Origin of the sequence: Streptomyces sp. bgisy159 (genome assembly GCF_965341775.1) — a bacterium.
GTDB lineage: Bacteria > Actinomycetota > Actinomycetes > Streptomycetales > Streptomycetaceae > Streptomyces.
On sequence record NZ_CBDQZH010000017.1, the window covers coordinates 62476 to 85235 of the forward strand.

Here is a 22760-nt window from a genome sequence, read left to right on the forward strand (position 1 = left end):
ACGTACGGATCAGAAGTGATCAGTGTGTGTTCCGGGCGACTTGTCCCCCTCACGTGTCCGGCGTGGCGCACGGGGCGCCCGGCGAGGTGTGAGCGGCCGGCTCACCCACCGGGTTCGGACACCACGTGCAACATGCCTGGGTCCGGGGGCACGACGAGTGTGCCGGTCGTGAGCGCTGCGGCCAGCCGGACCGCGCCGAGCAGCGGGTCCCCGTCGGCGGTCACCCGCCGCGCATGCGGCAACCGCCGTGCCAGTTCCTCCTCCAGGGGGACGAGGAGCGGCTCGCCGAGCCGGAACAGCCCGCCGGTCAGCGCGATGCGCGGTTCCCCCGTCACCGGGCAGACGGCCGCGGCCGAGTCCGCCATGTGCCGGGCCGCCGAGCGCAGGATCTCCGCCGCGAGCGGATCGTCCGCCGCGCGGGCAGCCACCCGGGGCGCGAACGACGCCAGCACCGCGGGGCGGTCCGGGCGCGGATACAGCGAGCCCGGCAGCCCCGCGACCGGCCCGAACTCCTCCTCGACGCAGGCCAGTAGCGACGCGGACCCACCCGGCCGGCCGTCATGTGCCCGTACGGCGGCCTCCAGGCCCGCCCGGCCGATCCAGGCGCCGCCGCCGCAGTCGCCCAGCAGATGACCCCAGCCGTCGGCCCGCCGCCACCCGGCGAGATCCGTACCGACCGCGATCAGTCCCGTGCCGGCCGCGATCACCGAACCGGGACGCGGACCCAGCGCGCCGATGTAGGCGGTGACCGCGTCGGCGGCCAGCGCGACCTCCCGGATGCCGAACTCCCGTGCCAGTGCGCCCGGCAGCTCCTCGCGCAGGGCGCCGCCCAGAGAGGCGAACCCGGCCGCGCCCACCGCCGCCGTGACCGGCTCCGGGACACCGGCCTCGCGGGCCAGCCCCCGGACCATCGGCACCAGTTGCTCCATCAGATGCGCCGGGTCGACCCCCCGGCCGCCGGTGCGTACGGGCACGCGCGAGGAGCGCTCCGCCACCGCTCCCCGCTCCGCCGTACCGACGGCGACGCGCAGCCCGGAGCCGCCCGAGTCGACGGCCAGGATGCCGCGGCGCCCCGGGGCGGTCGAGGTCACGGCAGGCGCCAGTCCACGGGCTGTCCGCCCTGCTGGATCAACAGGTCGTTGGCCCGGCTGAACGGACGCGAGCCGAAGAAGCCGCGATCGGCCGACATCGGCGAGGGGTGCGCGGACTCCACCGACGGCAGACGGCCCAGCAGCGGACGCAGATTGCGGGCGTCACGGCCCCACAGGATCGACACCAGCGGCTTGCCCCGCGCCGCCAGCGCCCGTATCGCCTGCTCCGTGACCTCCTCCCAGCCCTTGCCGCGGTGGGCTCCAGGCTTGCGCGGCGCCGTGGTGAGTGCCCTGTTGAGCAGCAGCACGCCCTGCCGCGTCCAGGGCGTCAGATCGCCGTTCGACGGCTGCGCCAGCCCGAGGTCGGAGTGGAGCTCCCGGAAGATGTTGATGAGGCTGCCGGGCAGCGGCCGCACTTCGGGCGCGACCGAGAACGACAGCCCCACCGCGTGCCCCGGGGTCGGGTAGGGGTCCTGACCGACGATGAGGACGCGGACCTCGTCGAAGGGCTGTTGAAAGGCGCGAAGGACATGCGGGCCGGCCGGCAGGTAGGTGCGGCCCGCGGCGATCTCCGCTCGGAGGAAGTCGCCCATCGCGGCGATCCGCCCGGCGACGGGTTCCAGGGCCGCCGCCCAGCCCGGTTCGAGGATTTCATGCAAGGGTCGTGGTGCCACGGCCGTCACCCTACTGCCGCAGACACGGTGACGATCAACCGGTGGCCAAGGCCCCCAGGGCAGGCACCGCTCACAAGTCCCCCCACCCCACTGCTCCTTCCTCGGTCTCCCCGCCGCTCTCGGACACGGCCTCAGCGTCAGCCCACGACCGCGGCGCGCACGCACAGCACGTCGGGCAGATGGGCCGCCAACCGCCGCCAGCTGTCGCCGTCGTCGGCCGAGGCGTACACCTCTCCGTTGCGGTTGCCGAAGTAGATGCCCGCCGGGTCGGCGTCGTCGGTGCACAGGGCGTCGCGCAGCACCGTGCCGTAGTGGTCCTCCTGCGGCAGCCCGGCCGACAGTGCTTCCCAGGTCCCGCCCGCGTCCGCCGTACGGAAGACCCGGCACCGGTGCTCGGCGGGGACCCGGTCGGAGTCCGCGTTGATCGGGAAGACGTAGGCGGTGCCGCCCCGGTGCGGGTGGGCGGCCACCGCGAAGCCGAAGGTGGAGGGCAGCCCCTCACCGATGTCGGTCCACCGGGCGCCCGAGTCGTCGCTCCGGTAGACCCCCCAGTGGTTCTGCAGATACAGCCGGTCCGGGTCGGCGGCGTCCCGGGAGACCTTGTGCACGCACTGGCCGAACTCCGGGTCGGGATCCGGCAGGAACACCGCCGAGACGCCCGAGTTGGACGGCGACCAGCTCTCCCCGCCGTCGGTGGTGCGGAACACCCCGGCCGTGGACACCGCCACGGTCACCGCACGCGGGTCGCGGGCGTCGGTGAGCACCGTGTGCAGGCCCTCCCCGCCCCCGCCCGGTACCCACTGCGAGCGCGTCGGGTGCTCCCACAGCGGGCGCACCAGCTCGAAGCTCTCGCCGCGGTCCTCCGAGCGGTACAGCGCGGCCGGCTCGGTGCCCGCGTAGATCACGTCCGGCTCGGCGGCCGCCGGGTGCAGCTGCCACACACGCTCCAGCGACGCCTCCGTGTCCTGGGGGAACTTGACGGCCGGCTTCGCCGGCTCGGTCCACGTGCGCCCCAGGTCGTCGGAGTGGAACACCGACGGACCCCAGTGGGCGCTGTCACCCCCGGCCAGCAGCCGCGGACGCTCGCTCCGGGTGTCGATGGCGACCGAGTAGATCGCCTGTGCGTTGAAAGCCGGCTTGTCGTCGAACTCCCATGTGCCACCACGCCGACGCCCGATGAACAGGCCTTTGCGCGTGCCCACGGCGAGCAGTACCTCGGTCATGTCCCATTACCTCCGCGACGTCCTTGTCCCAGACATCGGCCAGTCTGCACCCAGCCACTGACAGTCACCCCTCGGCGGGGCGTCGCCGCAGGTCACGGCGGCCTTGCCGGATGCTCAGCGGTGCGGTCGGGGCCGCCCCGCTGAGCATCCGGGCGGCCGGCCGCGTAAGGGAGGGAGGGGTCAGGTCCGCGTTGTCCGCCCACTCACGAGGAGGAAGCCGTCGATGGGGTTGCGTGGTCCGAAGGTGTGGCTGTGGCGCTGGCGGCGCAATCCGCTCAAGCGGCGCAGCGACACCGTGGAGGGCTGGGTGCTGCTCGGCGCCTGGCTGCTCACCGTCCTCGTCGGGACGGTCACCGGCTGGGCGGCCGCCGGCTCCGTCGAGCGGAGCCTGGCCCGCGAGCGCGCCGAGTGGCGGCCGGTGCGCGGGGCGCTTGTCGAGCGGGCGCCGGGAAGGGCCGACACCCGGGCCACGGGGGCGGGGGAGCGGGTGTGGGCCGAGGCGCGCTGGGAGGCGCCGGACGGCACCGTCCGCACCGGGCAGGTCCGGGTTCGCCCCGGCAGCGCCCAGGGCGCCGCCGTCCGGGTCTGGACGGACCCGCGTGGCCGGATGGTGTCCGAACCGGCCTCGCCGGAGGAGGCCAGGCTGCGCGCCCTGCTCATCGGCGTGCTGTCCGGAGCCTGCGTCGCCTGCGTGCCCTTCGTCGCAGGGAGGGCGATCCGTGCGCGGCTGGAGCGCCGCCGGGGCGAGCAGTGGGACGCGGACTGGGCACGCTTCGACCCGCTGTGGGGGCATCGCACGGGCTGAGCGGGGTGTGTGCGGTTCCGCCGCCGTCTGCACGTCTGACTGCCTGTCCGACGGCGGCATTCAGCCGGTCGGCCGGTCGGCAGGTCAGCCGAACGCCGTCGGTGATCGGTCGCGCAGTTGTGCACGCTCCCCCCGGGGCATGCTCCTCCCCCCGGGGCGCGCTCCCTCCGGCGCGCTCCGCGTGGGGTGTGCGCGGGTCATGTCCTGGTGAGGATCTCCCGGCACAAGGTCAGCAACTCCTCGTCCTCCGGGACGTCCTGGATGCCGTATCCGCCGCGCCGGGCGGTGTGGCGGCGCGGTTGGGCCACTTCCGTGTCGGCCAGGTCCCGCAGCGGCGCGGCGGCCGGACCGAGGCGGGTCAGGACCGCGGCGATGGTGCGGCGGGCCGGGGGGTGGTCCGTCCAGAGGGTGCGGAGCACCTCGCCCGTCTCCTCGGTACAGCCCCTGACGGCGCACACCGCCGCGGCGGCAGCGGCCCGCTCGTACTCGTCCCGTGCGTCGGCCGCGCGGCGGCGCAGCACGGGCAGCGCCGCTGAGGCCGAGCCGCCCAGCAGTGCGAGCGTGCCGACGGCCTGGGTGCGGTGGTTCCGGTCGTCGTGCACCGACTCCCTCACCAGCACGGGCAGGACGGCCGACACGTCCGGTTCGACGGCCCACAGCGCGCGCGCCGCCGCACCCGCCTGGTCGGAGTGCAGCGCGGCCCGCAGCATGGGCACGGCCGACCGCCCGGCGGGCCCCAGAGCCGCCAGGACCGCGAAGGCCGCCTCCCGGAGTCGGCCGCGGGACGCGGCGGGTCCGTCGTGCAGCAGTCGAAGTATCTCGGGCACGGCTTCCGCAGCGCCCAGCGCCCCGAGCGCTCGCAGCAGGGGAACCGCCCGCTCGGCCGTGCCGGGCGCGTCGGCCGGCAGGTCGGCCAGCCGACGGCACAGGAGCGGGACCAGCGGCGCCGCTGCCGGGCCGAGACACGGCAGGACGGAACCCGCCTCGTACGGCGGCAGGGGGGCGGCCAGCACCTCCGCGAGGATCGGCACGGCGCGCGCGTCGCCGCTGCGGACGAGCGCCTGCAGCGGACCGCCCAGCCGCGTCGCCCCTCGCCGCGACGGCCGCACCCACAGATCCGGACGCGCGACGACCAGCGCGTGCAGCGGGTCCGCCGCGGGCGCGGCCAGAGGGCCGAAGCCGTCGAGGACGGAGACGGCCGCGTCGCACAACCGAGGTTCCTCCGGGTCCAGTTGGCGGCCGACCAGCCCGACCGTGCCGCGATGGTCACCGCGCCACTCGCGGACCAGCCCCGCGGCCATCCAGACGGCGTTGCACCGGTCCGCCGCGTCCGGACTGGTCAACTGGCCCGCGAGCAGGGCGGTCCGGTCGGCCGAGCGGTCACCGAGGGCGGTGTGCAGCGTGCGCAGCAGCCGGGCTCCCTCCTCGTCCGACGGGCGCAGCCGACGCAACCGCCCGACGAGGGTGTCCACCCCGGGAGCACCACCGCAAGCGCCGGAACCGCCTGAACCGCCTGAACCGCCTGAACCGCCGGGATCACCTGAACCACCGGCCGCCCTGGGCGAAACCGGTCCGCCGTACGCCCCGGCCGCCGACCGTGCGCGCGCACGCTCCGCGGAGCGCTCGCGCAGCAGCCCCACGGCAGTGCGCACCAGGTCGGTCGGGACCCGGTCGGGCGCGCACCCGGCGAGCTGCCCCAGAGCGGCCAGGCGCTCCTCCGGACCGTACGGCGGGCGGCTGCGCGCGGCCAGCAGGGCCAGGGCCGGCTCCGCGTGCCCGGGGTGGCGCCGGACGAAGAGGCCGAGCGCCTCGGTGAGGGCGAGCAGGACCCGGCCGGCCGGTTCGACCGCCAGCCGCTCCCGCAACAGGGCGAGGACGCGCGCCGGTTCGTCGAGGAACCGCACGAGCGCCCCGGCCGCGGCCCGCCGCACGCACGCGTCCGGGTCGTCGGACAGCTCCACGAAGACGCCGGACCCCGCGCGGACCGCACCTGCGCCGGCACCGTCGCCGATGCTGACCAGCAGGTCCACCAGACCGCTCCGCTCCGCCACCGCCGGGTCCCGCACCAGCCGCAGCAGAAACGGGACGCAGGCGAGCGTCGAGTCGTAGACGGCCCCTTGGAAGTGCACCGTGCCGTACATCTCGTCGAGTGCCGTCTCCCGTTGCGCGGGGTCCGCCGAGGCGAGACCCCTGAGCAGGACGGGCACGTCGTGCGCGCTGCCGTAGGCATGACGCAGCGAGGCCCAGTCGACCTCGTCGATCCCCGTGAACACGTGGTCCTCCCCCGGACGAAGTGCCAGAAGTGCCAACCGATCACGAGTCTGCCCCACACCACTGACAACGCAGCGGAATCGTGCGGTGACGCACAGGCGCACCGCTCAGTTCACGCCGGGCAGCGCCCTGTCCAGGATCGCGCCGAGATCGGCCCCCTCGGGCAGGGTGCCGAAGGCGTGGCCCCAGTCGCCGCCCAGCCGGCTCGCGCAGAACGCGTCGGCGACGGCCGGGGGAGCGTGGCGGACCAGCAAGGAGCCCTGCAGGGCCAGCGCCATCACCTCCACCAGACGGCGGGCTCCGGACTCGGCGACCGAGGTCAGGGAGTCCTTGAGCCGGCCGACCGCGGCGTCCAGCCGGGCGTCCGCGCCGGCCGCCAGGGCGAGTTCGGTGAACAGGGCGTCCGCCGTGGCGTGGTCGCGGGTCAGTGCCCGCAGCACGTCCAGGGCGTTGACATTGCCCGAGCCCTCCCAGATCGACAGCAGCGGCGCCTCCCGGTAGTGCCGGGGCATACCCGACTCCTCGACGTAGCCGTTGCCGCCCAGGCATTCCAGCGCCTCCGCGGTGAACGCCGGACCGCGCTTGGTCACCCAGTACTTGCCGACGGCCGTCGCGATCCGCCGGAACGCGCGCTCCCCCTCGTCCCCGCGCACCGCGCGGTCCGCCGCTCCGGCCAGTCGCAGCGTGAGCGTCGTCGCCGCCTCGGACTCCACCGCCAGGTCGGCCAGCACATTGCGCATCAGCGGCTGGTGCAGCAGCCGGGCGCCGAACGCGCTCCGGTGACGGGCGTGGTGACCGGCCTCGACCAGCGTCTTGCGCATCAGGGTCGCCGATGCCGTCACACAGTCCAGGCGGGTGCAGTTGACCATCTCGATGATGGTCTTCACGCCCTGCCCCTCGGGACCGACGCGCCAGGCCACCGTGCCGTCGAACTCCGGCTCGGAGGAGGCGTTGGAGCGGTTGCCGAGCTTGTCCTTCAGCCGCTGGACGCGGAAGGTGTTACGGGTGCCGTCCGGCAGCACCCTCGGCACCAGGAAGCACGACAGGCCTCCGGGCGCCTGGGCCAGGACCAGGAAGACGTCGCACATCGGGGCGGACGTGAACCACTTGTGGCCGCGCAGCGTGTACACCCCGGACTCGGCGGTCGGCGTGGCCGAGGTGGTGTTGGTGCGGACGTCCGAGCCGCCCTGCTTCTCGGTCATCCCCATGCCGGCCAGCAGCCCGCGTTTCCCGGTCGGCACCCGCAGCCCCGGCTCGTACACGCGCGCGGTGAGCAGCGGTTCGTACACCTTGGCCAGATCCGGCTGCCGCCGCAGCGCGGGGACGGCCGCGTACGTCATCGACGTGGGGCAGCCGTGCCCCGCATCGGTGTGTCCCCACACCAGCCCGCCCGCGGTGCGGGCGACGTGGGCGCCGGGCCGGCCGTCCGCCCAGGGTGCCCCGGCGAGCCCCTCCTCGACCGCGACCCGCATCAGGGCGTGCCAACTGGGGTCGAACTCGACCTCGTCGATCCGGTGGCCGTAGCGGTCGTGCGTGCGCAGCACGGGCGCGTGCCGGTTGGCCAGCTCGCCCCACTCCTGGGCCTCGGCACTCCCGGCCCGCCGGCCGAGCCGCCGTAGGTCCTCCTCGGCCCAGGCGGCCCCCTCCCGGCGCAGCCCCTCCAGCAGGGCGGCGTCCTCGGCCGCGTCGTACGGCGCGAACGGCGGAGGCTGGTTGGAGACGTCGTGCGTGACGTCGTGTGTGAGGCCGGGTGCGGGGTCGGGTGCGGGGTCGGCCGCGAGGCCGTCCCCGACGGGGTGTGCCGCGGCACGGGTGGGCGACGGCTGCGGTGGTGCGGATGTGGGATCCATGCCCGGCAATGTTGCATGCTGGCTGCGGTCGCAGCAATAGTGCAACGCGACGGTGGTGCGTAAGGTGCCTGTCCATGCGGAGCGACAACGGAACGGGACACGCGCGCGTGGTGGAGCTGCGGCCGCTGTCCGCGCGGTCGGTCGTGCTGAGCCTGCTGCTCGGCGCGGATCCGCCCGAGCTGCCGGTGAAGGACCTGGTACGGCTCGTGGAACCGTTCGGCATCGGCGGTTCCACGCTGCGGGCGGCGCTCAGCCGGATGGTGACGGCCGGTGATCTGCACCGCTCGGACGGCGTCCACCGACTCAGCGACCGGCTGCTGCAGCGCCGTCGCCGCCAGGACGACGCCGTGCACCCCCGCACGCGCGCGTGGCACGGCGACTGGGAGACCGTGGTGGTCACGGCGACCGGCCGCGGCCCCGCCGAACGCGCCGATCTGCGCGCGCGCCTCACGGGCCTGCGCCTGGCCGAGCTGCGCGAGGGCGTCTGGCTGCGGCCCGCCAACCTCGACCGCCCGCACCCTGCCGGGCTCGCCGAGGTCGCCCGCTGCTTCACCGCCCGCCCCGACGAACCGGACCGGGAACTCGCAGCCGCCCTGTGGCCGTTGGGCGAGTGGGCCGCCGCCGCCCGCGCCCTGCTGGACCACACCTCCCGGACCGCCGCTCCGGCCGACCGTTTCACCGCCTTCGCCGCCGTTGTGCGGCACCTGCTCGCCGACCCGGTGCTCCCCGACCGGCTGCTGCCCGCCGACTGGCCCGGAACCGATCTGCGCGCCGCCTACGCCGCCTACCGGGCGGAGGTGATGCGGGCGGTCCGCTCGGCGGGCGTCCGGGCGTGACGAGGCCGCCGTACCGTGCGCCCGCGCGGGGCACTGTCCTCGCCGACGTCCTCCCGCCACGCGTTCTGCAGAGTGCAGCTGCCCTTGCAGTGGACGCCGTCGGCGGCCGGGGCGCCCAGGATGACGTTCTTCAGGACGGCACCGTCCGCGGGTTCCAGGATCGGGGGCTGGTTCTCGTCCTGGCTGCCGGTTCCCAGGGAGCCGGTGCCGAAGAGGCGCTTCATCCCGTAGTCCTTGGTGCCGGAGACCGCGATGGTCGCGGAGACGCCCTGGCTGCCGTTGGCCGGGGGCCAGGTGGCGGCCTCACGGGGGAGAGCGTCCCGGCGGCCATGAGCAGGCCGGCCGAAAGGCCGAGGGAGGCCGCCGCGCCGGTCAGCGCGTGCCGGTGGGCGTGTGGTCGCGTCCTGGAGGTCGAGGTCATGTTCCGATTCCTTCTGTGAGGGGAGCGGAACGGATCGTGCACGTACGTGAACACTGCCTCGTTTCCTGAACCCGAAGGGCATGCAGCGATGCAGCGACCACCTTTTCCGTGGGTCTGAAGAGGGCCTGAGGAGGTGGTCCGGTCATGCTGTTGAACGGAAAGTATGGGGGAAGCGCTTTCTGGTCATGTCGCGCGCGGAACCCGCCGAGGTGTGTGGGAGCGCTTCCATGGTGGGCGTGCGCATGCCACCATGCGCCGAGTGCCTTCCTGGGATCCCGTTCGCCTTCGCGCCCCGCGTGGGCGTGCGTTTCGGTCCCGGATCATTCCGCACCCCCGTGAAAGCCGTTCCGCCCCTCACCGGAAAGGGCCCCACGTGTCCGACTCCCCGATCAGGAACCCGCGTTCGGTGCTGACCGTGCTGGTGCTGCTGTGTCTCGCGGCCCTGCTCCCGACGTCCACCGCGGCGGCCGGCGAGAGCCGCCCGGAGACGCCTCGCGCGCAGTCGCCCGAGGCGGTCCCCACCGCCACCCTCACCGAGATCACCGACTTCGGCGCCAACCCCAGCGGTCTGCGGATGTACGTGTACGTCCCGGCGAGTGTCACCGAGCACCCACCCGTGCTGGTGGCCGTGCACTGGTGCACCGGATCCGGTCCGGACATGTACAACGGCACCGAGTACGACACACTGGCCGACCGGTACGGCTACATCGTGGTCTACCCGTCCGTGACCCGGGCCAGCAAGTGCTTCGACGTCGCCTCGCCCCAGGCCCTGCGACGTGGCGGCGGCAGTGACCCGGTCGGCATCAAGTCCATGGTCGACTGGACCACCCGTACCTACGCCGCCGACACCGACCGCGTGTACGTGACCGGCATCTCCTCCGGCGCCATGATGACGAACGTGCTGCTGGGCGACTATCCCGACGTCTTCGCGGCCGGCGCCGCCTTCGCCGGTGTCCCGTTCGGCTGCTTCGCCACCACCAACGGCTCCGAGTGGAACAGCGCCTGCTCGGGCGGCACCGTGATCCGCACCGCCCAGCAGTGGGGCGACACCGCCCGCGCCGCCTACCCGGGGTACACCGGCCCCCGGCCCCGGATGCAGCTGTGGCACGGCACCGCCGACGACGTGCTGCGCTACCCCAACTTCGGAGAGGAGATCAAGCAGTGGACGAACGTCCAGGGGCTCGGCCAGACCCCGGCCGCCACCGACGCCCCCCAGCCCGGCTGGACCCGCACCCGCTACGGCAGCACGGGTGAGCGGGCCCCGGTGGAGGCGATCAGCCTCCAGGGCGTCGGCCACAACGTCTACAGCCAGGGCATGGCGGCCCGCGTCCTGACCTTCTTCGGTCTGGACGGCGACGGGCCCGTGCCGCCGCAGCAGCCGGGCGACTGCCGGGTGACGGTCACGACCAATGCCTGGAACACCGGCCTCACCGCGTCCATCACCGTCACCAACACCGGTTCGGCCCCGCTCGACGGCTGGCGGCTGGGCTTCACCCTGCCCGACGGCCAGACCGTCACCAACGGGTGGGGCGCCACCTACAGCCCGGCCTCGGGAGCGGTGACGGCCACCAACGTCTCGTACAACGCCAGGATCGCGGTGGGCGCGAGTGTGTCGATCGGCTACCAGGCCACCCACACGGGCAACAGCGCGGCGCCGTCCGGCTTCATGCTCGACGGGACGGCCTGTACGGCGGCCTGATCGGGCTCTTTTCGGCTACGTGATCCCGGGAACCCGGCTGTTCCAGGACGGTGGAACCCGGGAGGCGAGAAGAGTCATGGCACGGCAACCTTCTTCGTCCACCCTGCCCCGACCCGTGCACGGCACGGTCGCCGCGTTGCGTCGGCTTCCCGGCGCCGGCGTGGTGGGGAGGGTGGCCGAGGGAACGCTGGACACGGTCGGCAAGGTGTCGCCGCGCGGACGACGGCTGGCCGTCTACACGGGCGCCGGCCTGCTCGGCGTCATGGGGGTCGTCGAGTGGCCGGTGGCGATGGCGGGTGCGGCCGTGGCCTGGCTGACCCAGGCCCGACCGGGACACCCGGACGGCAACGGAACGCGGCGCGGCGCCGGCCCCGAGGGCTCGGCCGCGCAGCCGCCCGCCACCGCGCCGGCCGGGCTCGGCGGCACCGCAGCCGCCACGACCACGGGAGGAGTGTCCGAGAGCCGGGAGCCTGCCGAGAAGAGCGGGCCGAGCCGCACCGACTCGTCTGCGGCCGGCCGGCCGACCGGCACGGGCACCGTCACCGGCACGACCACGAACGCGGCTGGGACCGCCACCCCGGAACCGAGGGCTGCCGAGCAGTCGCCGGGCGCAGAGAAACCATCGAGCAGGGCCGGCAGCACGAGCAGGACGAGCAGCGCAGGCAAGGCGGCCGACGCGGCGAGCGCGACGAGTACGGCCAGGCCTTCGAGGGTGCGCAGGACCACGTCGCCCCGTAGCGCGAAGAGCGCCGGTGGGGCCTCCGGCACCGGTGAGCCCGCCGACCGGCCGGCCGCGGCGCGGCGCGGCTCCACGGAGTGAGGGCGCCATGGGTACGGGACCGCTGACGACCGTTTCCTCGGCCGCCGCCGGGGCGCTGCTGGCCGCGCCCCGGCTGGTGGCCCGCGGAGCTGCACCCGCCGTCGGGCTGGCCGCCGGAGCGGTGGCCGGCGGCGCGCGGAGCGCGGTGCGGACCGCCGACGCCGCGGCCCGGGTGGGGCGCGTGGCGCGGGCGGCCCTGCCGGGCCGGGGACCCCACTGGCGGGCGGGCCGACGCGCTCACCTGGCGCTGCGCCCCGCCGTGCCCGAGCGGGTACGGGGTGTGGGGGGCGTGGAGGCGGCGGCCCGGCGGGTGGCCGCTTCGCTGGCGGAGCACCCGGACGTGCTGTTCGCCTACTGGGACGGCGGTCTCGGCCGGCTCGTGGTCGCGGCCACCGAGGACGCGGTCAGTGAACGGGTCCTCGACAAGGCCGCCGAACTCGCCGAACACCACGGCCTGGCACCGTCCGGCGGGACCTTCGGGGAGCCCGCCGACACCTGCGTCCACCCCGGTGACCCCTGCGACGTGCGCACGGCGGCGGGGGCGCTGCTGGCCGACGCGGCAGGCACCGTCGCCGCGGTCACCGGCTCGGCGCTGAGACTGCCGCCCTCACCGCGGTTCGTGACCGCCGGCGTGACCATGCTCCGCGAGAACCCGCGCTTCCGGTCCTGGCTGCGCGCCGGACTCGGCCGACGGCGCAGGGACCTGCTGCTGGCCGCCGCCAACGCCGCCGCGCACGGCGCGGGCCAGACACCGACCGGCCTGGTGCTCGACGGGACCATGCGCGCGGGCGAACTGACGGAGGCGCTGGTCCGGGCCGCCGCCTTCGAGAAGCTGCATGACGGGTTGTGCGCGCCCGGCCGCGCCGGAGGGACGGCGGTGCGCCGGGCCCGGCCGCCGCTGCGCACCACTCCGGCCGAGCGGTACGCCAACTCGGCCGAGACCGGCGGGATGGTCGGCGCGGTCGCCGCACTGCTGGTCAAGCATGATGCCGGGGAGGCCGCCGAGGCGGTGCTGTCCGGGTCGCCCAAGGCCGCACGCTACGGACCCGGCGCCTTCAACGTGGTCCTGGGCTGCGCCCTGGCGCGGTCCGGGGTGCTGGTGCGCGACGCGGAGCGGCTGCGGCTGCTGGAGACCGCAGAGACCCTGGTGCTGCATCCGAGCGCCCTGCTGGCGCCGGACGGGAGCGCCGACCCCTGGGTGGAACCCGTACTGGACGCGGCGCGACGCGCGCGGCTGCGGGTCGTGGTGATGGACGATCCCGCGCTGGAGGATTTCGTCTCCCTCGCCGACCACGTCGTACCGGGCGATCGGCCGCTGGCCGACGTGGTCGACAGGATGCGCGATCGCACCGGCGGCGTCCTCGCGGTCGCCCGCCCCACGCCTTCCGGAGGCGGTCTTCCGGCGGAGGCCGGCCGGTGGACGCCCGGCGCCCCCCGAGACGCCACCGGAGCAGGCCCCGGGACAGCCGGGCGAGCGGACAGCGAAGCCGGCGCGGGCGGCCCGGACGCCCCCGGCGACGGGGGCACCCCCGGCGGCCGGGCCGCCCTCTCCCCGACCGGCGCCTCCTCCGCCTGCCTCGACGACCTGCAGACCGGCCTGGCGGCCGCCGACCTGGCCGTCGCGCTCGCCGACGGCGGCGGTCCCGTCGTGTGGTCCGCCGACGTCGTGGCGCCGCACGGGCTCGCCGACCTGTGGCGGCTGCTGGTGGCGGTGCCGGCCGCACGCGCCGTCGGCCGAAGGTCGCAGACGCTGGCCCGGTCCGGTGCGACCCTGTCCGGCCTCCTGGTGGCCGTCGGGGAGTCACGGCGCCCCGGCCGGCGGGCCGGACTGCCCGGGCTGCGGCACGCGCCGGTCGACGCGGCGGCGGCGGCCGCACTGCTCAGCGGTGGCCGTGCCGCCCTCGGCGTGGCGATGGAGCGGACGCCGCGGCCCCGGGCCCGGGTTCCGTGGCACGCCCTGCGGCCGACGGAGGTACAGCGCCGGCTGGCCCGGCGGGAGCAGGGCGAGCGGCAGGGACCGCTGGACGAGGTGGCCCACCGCGCGCACTCGGCGATGGACACCGCGGCCAGGGTCCCGGCACTGGCCCCCGCACGCTGGGGCCTGCGGCTGGCCGGTGCCGTACGCAGCGAACTGGACGACCCGCTGACCCCGGTGCTGGTGGTCGGCTCGGCCGCCTCGGCGATCCTCGGCTCGGTCGTGGACGCCCTGCTCGTCGTCGGCGCCCTCGACCTGAACGCGCTGGTGGGCGGCGTGCAGCGGCTGCGAGCCGAGCGGGCACTGGCCGGGTTGCGCGAACAGCACCAGCAGAAGGCACGGGTCGAGTCCGAGGAGTCCCCGGACGGTCCGCACACGGTGGACGCCGCCGACCTGGCCCCCGGCGACGTGATCACACTGCAGGCCGACGACGTCGTACCGGCCGACGCCCGGCTGCTGTGGCAGGACGGACTGGAGGTGGACGAGTCCGCGCTGACCGGGGAATCACTGCCGGTGGACAAGGAGGTCCGGCCCACGCCGCACGCCCCGGTGCCCGACCGCCGCTGCATGCTCTTCGAGGGGACGACCGTGGTCGCCGGACACGCCAGAGCCGTCGTCGTGGAGACGGGCGACCGTACGGAGGCGGCCCGCGCCGTCTCCCTCGCGGCCCGAACGCCCCCGGCCGGCGGGGTCCAGGCCCGGCTGCACGAACTCACCAGCAAGGCGCTGCCGTTGACGTTGGCCGGGGGAGCCGCGGTGACCGGCCTGGCACTGTTGCGCGGCACGCCGATACGGCAGGCGGTCAGCGGCGGGGTGGCGGTGGCCGTGGCCGCCGTGCCCGAGGGGCTGCCGTTGGTGGCGACGGTGGCGCAGCTGGCCGCCGCACGTCGGCTCACCCGCGGCGGGGTGCTGGTGCGCGCGCCGCGCACGCTGGAGGCGCTGGGCCGGATGGACACCGTCTGCTTCGACAAGACGGGCACCCTGACCGAGAACCGGCTGCGGCTGGTGCGGGTGACCGACACCGCCGGCACCGTCCACGAGATCACGGCCACGGCGGGCGAGGCCGTCGTACGGCTCGCCGCCCGCGCCTGTCCCCGCTTGAACGGCGGCAACGAGCGCCCCGCGCACGCCACCGACGAGGCGGTTCTGCACGCGGCCGGCGAGGACCCGTACTGGACCCAGGAGGAGGGCCTGCCCTTCGAGGCCGCCCGGGGCTACGCGGCCGCGGTGGGACGGGCGGACGGTACGTCCCTCGCCGGCGCCGGCGGCGCCGACAGAGGCACCGGTGGCGCCGCGGCGGGCACGGACCGCGGCGACGCGGCCGCCCCCGGCGATGTCGAGGACCGGCCGGGCGGCGGGGACGGCCGTTGGCTGGTCGTCAAGGGCGCCCCGGAGACGGTCCTGCCCGCGTGCGCCGACCTGCCGGACTCCGCAGCCGACGCGGCCTCGGCGCTGGCCCGCGACGGACTGCGGGTACTGGCCGTCGCCCGGCGCCGGCTGGCCGACCGGGAGGAAGCCGCCGAGACCCTGCAACAGCCCCTCGGCGAGCTGGAGTTCACCGGGCTGCTCGCGCTGGCCGACGTGCCCCGGGGGACGTCGAGGGAGTTGGTGCGCGGTCTGCGCGAGGACGGCGTACGTCCGGTGATGCTGACCGGCGACCATCCGCAGACGGCCCGGGCGATCGCCGTGGAGCTGGGCTGGCCGCGGGACACGGCGGTGGTGACCGGCGACGAACTCACCACCGCCGACCGGTCCGAGCGGGCCCGGCTGCTGCGGGACGCCGGTGTCGTCGCGCGGGTGGCGCCGGAGCAGAAACTGCAGGTCGTGGAGGCGCTGCGGGATGCCGGCCGGGTGGTCGGCATGGTCGGGGACGGAGCCAACGACGCGGCGGCGATCCGCGCCGCCGACATTGGGGTCGGCCTGAGCACCCGTGGCTCGGCCGCCGCGCGCAACGCCGCGGACATCGTGCTCACCGGTGATGACCTCCGGGTGCTGATCGAGGCGGTCGACGAGGGCCGCGCGCTGTGGCGCAGCGTCTCCGACGCGATCGTGATCCTGCTCGGCGGCAACGCGGGCGAGGTCGGCTTCGGCATGGTCGGCACCCTGCTCGGGCGGGCGGCCCCCCTGTCGACCCGTCAGATGCTGCTGGTCAACCTCTTCACGGACCTCTTCCCGGCCATGGCCGTCGCGGTCACCCCGAGGCGTGCCACGCCTGCCGACGAGGCGACCGGCGCCGGCGTGACCGGCGACGAGCTGACCAGGCGGAAGGGACCGGGGGAGGAGAGGCCCGGCGAGGCGGCGACCGACGAGGCACCCGGCGCCGCCCTGCTCGGGGGACAATTGCTCGACCGTATCCGGCACCGTGCCCTGACCACCTGTCTGGGCGCGGTGGCGGCCTGGCTGATCGGCCGGTTCACCCCGGGCACCGCGCGCCGGTCGACCACGATGGCGCTGTGTGCCGTGGTCGGCACCCAGTTGGCGCAGACTCTGACCGACCGGCGGGACAGCCCGTTGGTGCGGGTCACCGCGCTGGGCTCGGCCGCCGCCCTGGTGCTGCTGGTGCAGACGCCGGGAGCCAGTCAGGCGTTCGGCTGCACGCCTCTCGGTCCGTTCGCCTGGGCCGGTGTGGCCGTGGCCATCGCCTTGGCCCTCGTGGGCCAGCGGACCCTGCCCCGCCTGGAGCGGACGGTGCTGCGACTGGCCCGGTGACGGCACGGCTCGGCCACGGCCGGCACCGGCCACGGGCGCACGCACCGCCGTCCGGCGACCGGCCGCGACGGACCAGGGCCGAGGGACGCGGTGACCGGCCGACCGGACGTACGGCGTGGAGGGACGCGGTGACCGGCCGACCGGACCTACGCCGTCGAGAGGCGCGGTGACCGGCCGAGCGGGAGCGACGGGTGCGGCGGGGGCGTCGCGAGCCGGAGAGCCGCCGCCCGGCCGACGCGTCGGGCACTCCCGCGGGCCGTCCGATCAGACGGATCGCAGGTACTGCTCCGGCACTCGCGTCTGCGCCCCCAGGGTGCGGGCCGCGCGCCGGGCCCAGGACGGGTCGCGGAGCAGCTCACGCCCGAGGAGCACCGCGTCCGCCTCGCCGTTGGCGAGGATCTTCTCGGCCTGTTCGGCCTCGGTGATGAGCCCGACCGCGGCCACGGGCAGCGGGCTCTCGGCCTTCACCCGGGCCGCGAACGGTACCTGGTAGCCGGGTCCGGTCGGGATGCGGGCCTCGGCGACGTTGCCGCCGGTGGAGACGTCGAGGAGGTCGACGCCGTGCGCGTGCAGGTCGGCGGCGAGACGGACGGTGTCCTCAGGGGTCCAGCCGCCCTCCGGCAGCCAGTCGGTGGCGGAGACGCGGAAGAACACCGGCTTGTCCTCGGGCCACACCGCCCGCACCGCGTCGACGACCTCCAGCGCGAAGCGGGTGCGGTTCTCGTAGGAGCCGCCGTACGCGTCGGTGCGGTGGTTGGAGTACGGGGAGAGGAACTCGTGGATGAGATAGCCGTGGGCGCCGTGCACTTCCACGGCCTGGAAGCCCGCGGCGAGCGCACGCCGGGCCGCGTCGGCGAACTGCCGTACGACGGACGTCATCTGCTGGGTGGTCAGCTCTTCCGGCAGCGGGTGACCGGCCCCGAAGGCGATCGGACTGGGCGCGACGGGCCGCCAGCCGCCCTCCTCGGCCCCCAGTGGCGCGCCACTGCGCCAGGGCTGGTCCGTCGACGCCTTCCGCCCGGCATGGGCGAGTTGCACGGCCGGCACGGTGCCCTGCGCGGTGAGGAAGCCGGTGATACGGCGCAGCGCCTCGGCCTGGGTGTCGTTCCACAGGCCCAGGTCGTACGGCGAGATGCGGCCTTCCGGGCTGACGGCGGTGGCCTCGACGATGATCAGGCCGGTGCCGCCGGCCGCCCGGGCCGCGTAGTGGGCGAAGTGCCAGTCGGTCGGAGCGCCGGCCGTCGGTCCGTCGGGGGCGGCCGAGTACTGGCACATCGGCGGCATCCACACCCGGTTCGGGATCGTCAGGTCACGCAGGGTCCAGGGCTCGAAGAGCGCGCTCACGGCGACTCCAATCGTCACGGTGCCGGTGTCTGCTCCTACGATAGGCATCGTAGTACGTCGAGTGTCAAACTACGACGTCTCTCGTACAATGGGGGTCCCGAAGGAAGTGGAGCCATCGTGACCACCCCCGCCGTGAGCAGCCGTGACCTCCCGCATCCGCGGCGCGAGGACATCCGGCTGGAGCCCGTGCTGCACGCGCTGTCCGACCCGATGCGGCTGCGGATCGTCCGTGAACTCGCCGCCTGCGGCGACGAGCTGACCTGCTCGCAGTTCGAGCTGCCGGTCACCAAGTCGACGACCACGCACCACTTCCGGGTGCTGCGTGAGGCCGGCGTGATCCGGCAGACCTACCGTGGGACCGCCAAGATGAACGGCCTGCGCAAGGGTGACCTTGACGTACTCTTCCCCGGGTTGCTGGACGGCGTGCTCGCCGCCGCCGACCGGCAGTCGACCCGCCTGGGGGACGGCTGACCGCCTGGGGGGTGAGCGGTCGGCTCGGCCGGGGCGGCGCCGCGGCGATCATGCCTGCCGTCGAGGGTTCCCGGCCGTCCGGTACGCGTGTCTGTCCGTGTGTGGGGTGTGATCATGCGGTTGGGCCGCGCCGGCTTCCTGGCCGCGCGTCACGCCCGCCGTTGATCACGGCGCCCTGCGCGCCGCCGCCGGGCGCGCCGCCGCCGGGCGCACCGCCGATCGGGACCGTTGCCCGAGAGCCCGGGTTGGCGTGCCCGTTTCCGTATCGCCCGGCGTGCCCGTTCCGCATCGTCCCGGCTGCGTGCGACCGCCGGCCCCGTCAGCCGGTGGCCCCTCGGAGCAGCTTGCGCATCCGTTCGATCTCGCTCGTCTGCTGGGCGACGACCTCGTCCGCCATCTCCTCCACCAGCGCGTTGTTGCCCTGCGCCTTGACGCCCGTGGCCATGGTGACCGCTCCTTGGTGGTGAGTGATCATCAGGGTGAGGAAGAGCTCGTCGAACGCCGCCCCGCGGGCCCCGCGCAACCGCGTGAGTTGGGCCTCGCTCGCCATGCCGGGCATCATGCCCTGCTCCTGCCCCTCCCCTTGCCCCTGCCCGTTCCCGTGCTCGTGTGCGTGCGCGCCCTCGGTCTCGCTCTGACCGTGGGCCGCCAGCCAGCCGCGCATCGCCTCGATCTCCGGCCCCTGGGCCGCGGTGATCCGGGCGGCGAGCCGTTCGACGTCGCCCGACCCGGCGTGCTCCGGGGCGAGTTCGGTCATCTCCAGAGCCTGCCGGTGATGTGTGATCATCATCCGCACGTACGCCACGTCCGCCGCGTTCGGGGTGTCGTCGTCCGCCCGGCGCCGGTTCGCCTCCTCGGCGGACAGGGTGCGGTTGGCCTCGCCCGGTCCGCCCGGCACGATCACCGACGGCCCGCTGGCCGCGGGGCGCCCGGCGTCGCCGGACCCGTCGCACCCCGCCAGTGCCGAGAGGATCAGCGAGGCGGCGACAACAGCGGCGGTGCGGAGGGGGAATGTACGGCGGATCGGCACAACGACCTCCTGAAACAGGCGAGTTGAAGAACCGTCGACGAGCCCGCACGGGCCCGGGAGCGCCGTGGCCGGGAATGTCCCCGGCCCGGACGTGGCCCCTGTTGGCCTGTGCATGACCATGACCATACTCGGAGGAGCGTGCACCGTTCCCCTGCGAACGGCAACGAGGGAGGACACACAGTGACCCTGTTGAACGATCCCCGAACGCGTCGCAGACGCCTGGCCGCGGCGGCGGCCGCCGCCGGCCTCCTGGCCGCCCTGCTGACCGCGGCCCCGGCGGGAGCCGTCCCCGACCCCGGAGACGCCCCGGCCGCCGGACACCAGGTGCCGAACAGCACACAGGCTCGCACGGCGCGGGCGATCGCGGCGGGTGAGATCCCCGGCCAGGACCAGATCGTGCACTCCGCCAACATCGAACACCTCGCCAACGTCCCCAAGGACGCGCTGGCCGGCACCAACTCGGACCTCGCCTTCCAGGGCAGGTACGCCTTCGCCGGCAACTACGACGGCTTCCGGGTCTTCGACATCAGCGACCCGGCGACGCCGAGGACCGTCGCCCAGGTGCTGTGCCCCGGTTCCCAGAACGACGTGTCCGTCTCGGGCAACCTGCTCTTCCTGTCCACCGACTCCTCACGCAGCGACAGCAGTTGCAACAGCACCACCCAGCCCGCGACCGAGAAGTCCTCCTGGGAGGGCATGAAGGTCTTCGACATCACCGACAAGGCCAACCCCCGCTACGTCGCCGCCGTCGAGACCGCCTGCGGCTCACACACCCACACGCTGGTGCCCGAGCGGGACAGCGTCTACATCTACGTCTCCTCGTACTCGCCCGACGCCGCCTACCCCGACTGCCGGCCGCCGCACGACGGCATCTCCGTCATCAAGGTGCCGCGCAAGGCGCCCGAGAGAGCCGCCGTGGTGGGCTTCCCGGTCCTCTTCCCGGGTGACGGCCCGGACGGCGGCGGCAATCCGGGCGCGCCCACCAACCCCGGCGTGTCCAAGACCACCGGCTGCCACGACATCACGGTCCTGCCCGGCAAGGACCTCGCCGCCGGCGCCTGTATGGGCGACGGCATCCTGTTCTCCATCGCGGACCCCGAGCGCCCCAAGGTCCTCGACCGAGTGCAGGACAACGTCAACTTCGCCTTCTGGCACTCCGCGACGTTCAACCGGAAGGCGAACAAGGTCGTTTTCACCGACGAGCTGGGCGGCGGCGTCGGCGCCACCTGCAACGCGGCCGTCGGCCCGGACCACGGAGCCGACGGCATCTACGACATCGTCGGGCGGGGCGACCACCGCAGACTGGTCTTCCGCGGCTACTACAAGATCCCGCGCCACCAGGCCGACACCGAGAACTGCGTCGCCCACAACGGCTCGCTCATCCCGGTCAAGGGCCGCGACATCATGGTGCAGGCCTGGTACCAGGGCGGCGTCTCCGTCTGGGAGTTCACCGACTCGGCCCATCCCCGGGAGATCGCCTACTTCGAGCGCGGCCCGCTGAGCACCGAGCGGCTGGTGACGGGCGGCTCCTGGTCGGCGTACTACTACAACGGCTACATCTACTCCAACGACATCGCCAAGGGGCTCGACGTCCTGAAGCTGACCGATCGCCGCACCGACCCGGCGCAGCGCGTGCGCCTGCACCAGCTCAACGTGCAGACGCAGCCGGACTACTTCGGCTGACCCGGCGGCCCGCCGGTCTGGAAGAAGCGCGACAGATCGGTGTCACACCTCCCGCCGGGCGCCTCGGTGTCCGGCGGGGCCCCCTGGGACCAGTCCAGCCGGTACCGCCGGAACAGTTCCGCGCGCAGGACCGCGATCGGCATCGGCGCGTTGGGCAGGACCATCGCGAAGACCGAGCCCATCAGCAGCGAACGCAGCATCGGGTAGTCGGTCGCCACGTCAGGCGAGCCGTGCCGGGCCACGGTGTCGCGCAGCAGCTCGGCCAGCCGCTGCTGCTCCGGGCACTGGACGAACCCCTCGCTGTCCAGCAGGCCCGCCATGTGCTGGCGCATCAGCACCGTGCGGTCCCGGGCCAGCCCCAGCACCGCGTCGATGGCCCGCGCCATCCGCTCCGCGCCGTCCTCGGTACGCGGCTCCCGCTCCAGCGCCTCCTCCAGTGTGCGGTGCATCAGACGGTGCACGGCCGACTGCACCAACTGGCGTTTGCCGGGGAAGTAGTACGACACCAGACCGCGCGCGGTGCCCGCCCGATCCGCGATGTCGGCCAGCGTGGTGGCCTCGTACCCGCGCTCGCCGACCAGCTCCAGTGCCGCCTGCAGAAGCCGCTCGCGAGAACGGCGCCGCAATTCTTCATTGACCGAGGCGCTGCGAGGCGACATCCTGGACTCCTGCGTTGATTGGCTGCCAGCCAATATACTCAACGCGTTCCGGTGCGGCCCTTCGGGGCCCGGCCGCACTGCCGTCCGTCTCGGGCGACGCGGGGGATCGTCCGAGACGGGCGCGTTGCGCCCCTCAAGTTCGCTCAGGCTACTTTCCATAGGGGTGGCAGGCCGGCGCGGTCGCCTCTCAGCTCACGAGGCCGAGTACCGGCCGCAGGCCGTCCGGGCGCTCCGCCGCCGGCAGATGGTCCACGAAGTGCACCGCGCACCCCAGCGCCGCCGCGCCGCCGTCGGCCCGCCGGTCGTCACCCACCATCAGCGTCCGGCGCGGATCGGCGCCCAGCGCCTCGCAGGCCGCCGAGAACAGCCGCGGATGCGGCTTCTGCACCCCGTGCTCGTACGACAGCACATACACGTCGACGTACCGGTCCAGGCCATGGGCGCGGAACACCGGGCGCAGGTCCCACCCGATGTTGCTCACCACGCCCACCCGCGCGCCGCGCTCGCGCAGCGCGCCGAGCACCTCGACGGCATCCGGGTACACGGTCCACGCGGCCGGCCTCATGTGCCGGTCGTACAGCGCCTCGTACAGGGCCGGGTCCGGCAGCGGGACCTGCCGGGCGAGCCCCGTGTACGCGGCCCGGTGCAGCTCCGCGCTCTCGTCCCGGGAACGCCAGACCTCGGCCAGCTCCTCGGGAACGGACCTCGGAGCGGCCCCGCCGGGCAGCGCCCCGGCCTCCTCCAGCGCCCGCGCGGTGGTGGCCAGTTCGGCCGCCGGGAGCGTGTACCCCGCCTCGCCCAGGGTCGCGCGCAGCCAGGACTCGGCGGACTCGATACGGAACAGAGTGCCCGAGAAATCGAACAGAACGCTCGTCATGGACCGATCCTAGGCAGCGGTGATCGTGCTCGGGGGGCGAAGTGCCGGGCGTGCGGGAGATCACCGTCGCACAGCACACGCACGATGTGAGCCTCGCGCACCCCGTCCCGCGCCCCGCACCGACTGGTTGCTCACCTCGGCCGTGTGTCCCTCGCTCCCGCCCGCGGGGGCCACGTGCTCGCTCCGGCGGACGGCGGGACGCAGAAGGTCGTCCGGGGCCGCGACGTGGCGTACGGCCCGGCCGTGCCGTACGCGCAGGGCCCTGCGCGGGACCGGGCGGGCAGAGCGCAAGGCGGGACGGGGCCGGAGGAGGCCGCAAACC

The 22760-nt window shown here is 74.6% G+C and carries 16 protein-coding genes and 1 pseudogene; 7 read left to right on the top strand and 10 right to left on the bottom strand.

All coding sequences use genetic code 11. The features are described 5' to 3' along the window. Nucleotides 1–101 precede the first annotated feature (101 nt). From ACSLTV_RS18430 to ACSLTV_RS18440, 3 genes are all read right to left on the bottom strand, one after another. Complete coding sequence (locus ACSLTV_RS18430) at nucleotides 102–1091, bottom strand: N-acetylglucosamine kinase (RefSeq protein ID WP_435612487.1); 990 nt, start codon at nucleotides 1089–1091, stop codon at nucleotides 102–104. Then, nucleotides 1088–1765: a uracil-DNA glycosylase gene (locus ACSLTV_RS18435; protein WP_432136145.1), complete on the bottom strand. Its 678-nt coding sequence runs from the start codon at nucleotides 1763–1765 to the stop codon at nucleotides 1088–1090. Before ACSLTV_RS18435 ends, ACSLTV_RS18430 begins: the two co-directional genes overlap by 4 nt. Before the next feature lie 137 nt (nucleotides 1766–1902). Continuing rightward, nucleotides 1903–2988 carry a WD40/YVTN/BNR-like repeat-containing protein gene (locus tag ACSLTV_RS18440; protein WP_435612488.1) on the bottom strand — a complete coding sequence of 362 codons (1086 nt, stop codon included), beginning with the start codon at nucleotides 2986–2988 and terminating at the stop codon, nucleotides 1903–1905. 223 nt (nucleotides 2989–3211) lie between these two features. On the opposite strand from ACSLTV_RS18440, the gene ACSLTV_RS18445 reads away from it, so the two are divergent. After that, nucleotides 3212–3793, top strand: coding sequence for an Rv1733c family protein (locus tag ACSLTV_RS18445; RefSeq protein WP_432157419.1), 582 nt, complete (start codon nucleotides 3212–3214; stop codon nucleotides 3791–3793). Between the two features lie 197 nt (nucleotides 3794–3990). On the opposite strand, the gene ACSLTV_RS18450 is transcribed toward ACSLTV_RS18445, so the two are convergent. Continuing rightward, a complete protein-coding gene (locus ACSLTV_RS18450) occupies nucleotides 3991–6066 on the bottom strand; it encodes a HEAT repeat domain-containing protein (protein WP_435612489.1) in 2076 nt (691 codons plus the stop codon). 105 nt (nucleotides 6067–6171) lie between these two features. After that, entirely contained in the window at nucleotides 6172–7914 is a 1743-nt protein-coding gene (locus tag ACSLTV_RS18455; RefSeq protein ID WP_435612490.1) for a DNA alkylation response protein, read from the bottom strand. A 74-nt stretch (nucleotides 7915–7988) separates the two neighbouring features. Here ACSLTV_RS18455 and ACSLTV_RS18460 point away from each other — a divergent pair, with 74 nt between their 5' ends. Next, the gene (locus tag ACSLTV_RS18460) at nucleotides 7989–8750 is read left to right on the top strand and encodes a PaaX family transcriptional regulator C-terminal domain-containing protein (RefSeq protein ID WP_432136150.1); all 762 of its coding nucleotides are present in this window, start codon (nucleotides 7989–7991) and stop codon (nucleotides 8748–8750) included. A gap of 29 nt (nucleotides 8751–8779) precedes the next feature. Here the strand turns inward: ACSLTV_RS18460 and ACSLTV_RS18465 are convergent. After that, a pseudogene (locus tag ACSLTV_RS18465) lies at nucleotides 8780–9171 on the bottom strand (pectate lyase); the annotation flags it as partial. 418 nt (nucleotides 9172–9589) lie between these two features. Between ACSLTV_RS18465 and ACSLTV_RS18470 the strand changes: the two are divergent. The 3 genes from ACSLTV_RS18470 (at nucleotide 9590) to ACSLTV_RS18480 (ending at nucleotide 16374) form a co-directional block, all read left to right on the top strand. Next, a complete protein-coding gene (locus ACSLTV_RS18470; protein ID WP_432136238.1) occupies nucleotides 9590–10870 on the top strand; it encodes an extracellular catalytic domain type 1 short-chain-length polyhydroxyalkanoate depolymerase in 1281 nt (426 codons plus the stop codon). Nucleotides 10871–10946: 76 nt separating this feature from the next. Then, on the top strand, nucleotides 10947–11690 hold the full coding sequence (locus ACSLTV_RS18475; protein ID WP_435612491.1) for a hypothetical protein: 744 nt from the start codon (nucleotides 10947–10949) through the stop codon (nucleotides 11688–11690). Nucleotides 11691–11697: 7 nt separating this feature from the next. Then, nucleotides 11698–16374 (top strand): HAD-IC family P-type ATPase, encoded by a 4677-nt coding sequence (locus ACSLTV_RS18480; RefSeq protein ID WP_435612492.1) that lies wholly within the window; start codon nucleotides 11698–11700, stop codon nucleotides 16372–16374. A 264-nt stretch (nucleotides 16375–16638) separates the two neighbouring features. Here ACSLTV_RS18480 and ACSLTV_RS18485 read toward each other — a convergent pair whose 3' ends face one another. After that, nucleotides 16639–17718 (bottom strand): NADH:flavin oxidoreductase/NADH oxidase, encoded by a 1080-nt coding sequence (locus ACSLTV_RS18485; RefSeq protein WP_435612510.1) that lies wholly within the window; start codon nucleotides 17716–17718, stop codon nucleotides 16639–16641. 117 nt (nucleotides 17719–17835) lie between these two features. Here ACSLTV_RS18485 and ACSLTV_RS18490 point away from each other — a divergent pair, with 117 nt between their 5' ends. After that, nucleotides 17836–18189, top strand: coding sequence for an ArsR/SmtB family transcription factor (locus tag ACSLTV_RS18490; RefSeq protein WP_432136153.1), 354 nt, complete (start codon nucleotides 17836–17838; stop codon nucleotides 18187–18189). A gap of 319 nt (nucleotides 18190–18508) precedes the next feature. Here the strand turns inward: ACSLTV_RS18490 and ACSLTV_RS18495 are convergent, their stop codons facing one another. Then, nucleotides 18509–19219, bottom strand: a complete 711-nt coding sequence (locus tag ACSLTV_RS18495) for a DUF305 domain-containing protein (RefSeq protein WP_432136154.1) — start codon at nucleotides 19217–19219, stop codon at nucleotides 18509–18511. A 180-nt stretch (nucleotides 19220–19399) separates the two neighbouring features. Here ACSLTV_RS18495 and ACSLTV_RS18500 point away from each other — a divergent pair, with 180 nt between their 5' ends. Next, nucleotides 19400–20902: an LVIVD repeat-containing protein gene (locus tag ACSLTV_RS18500; protein WP_432157414.1), complete on the top strand. Its 1503-nt coding sequence runs from the start codon at nucleotides 19400–19402 to the stop codon at nucleotides 20900–20902. Here the strand turns inward: ACSLTV_RS18500 and ACSLTV_RS18505 are convergent. Further along, complete coding sequence (locus ACSLTV_RS18505; protein ID WP_432157413.1) at nucleotides 20890–21561, bottom strand: TetR/AcrR family transcriptional regulator; 672 nt, start codon at nucleotides 21559–21561, stop codon at nucleotides 20890–20892. The genes ACSLTV_RS18500 and ACSLTV_RS18505 overlap by 13 nt on opposite strands. Before the next feature lie 187 nt (nucleotides 21562–21748). Then, complete coding sequence (locus ACSLTV_RS18510; RefSeq protein ID WP_432136157.1) at nucleotides 21749–22438, bottom strand: HAD family hydrolase; 690 nt, start codon at nucleotides 22436–22438, stop codon at nucleotides 21749–21751. Between the last annotated feature and the right edge of the window lie 322 nt (nucleotides 22439–22760).

Coding starts and splice junctions, on each gene's coding strand:
- ACSLTV_RS18440 (WP_435612488.1), bottom strand. CDS start 2,988: ATGACCGAGGTACTGCTCGCCGTGGGCACGCGCAAAGGCCTGTTCATC.
- ACSLTV_RS18445 (WP_432157419.1), top strand. CDS start 3,212: ATGGGGTTGCGTGGTCCGAAGGTGTGGCTGTGGCGCTGGCGGCGCAAT.
- ACSLTV_RS18475 (WP_435612491.1), top strand. CDS start 10,947: ATGGCACGGCAACCTTCTTCGTCCACCCTGCCCCGACCCGTGCACGGC.
- ACSLTV_RS18480 (WP_435612492.1), top strand. CDS start 11,698: ATGGGTACGGGACCGCTGACGACCGTTTCCTCGGCCGCCGCCGGGGCG.
- ACSLTV_RS18455 (WP_435612490.1), bottom strand. CDS start 7,914: ATGGATCCCACATCCGCACCACCGCAGCCGTCGCCCACCCGTGCCGCG.
- ACSLTV_RS18510 (WP_432136157.1), bottom strand. CDS start 22,438: ATGACGAGCGTTCTGTTCGATTTCTCGGGCACTCTGTTCCGTATCGAG.
- ACSLTV_RS18460 (WP_432136150.1), top strand. CDS start 7,989: ATGCGGAGCGACAACGGAACGGGACACGCGCGCGTGGTGGAGCTGCGG.
- ACSLTV_RS18505 (WP_432157413.1), bottom strand. CDS start 21,561: ATGTCGCCTCGCAGCGCCTCGGTCAATGAAGAATTGCGGCGCCGTTCT.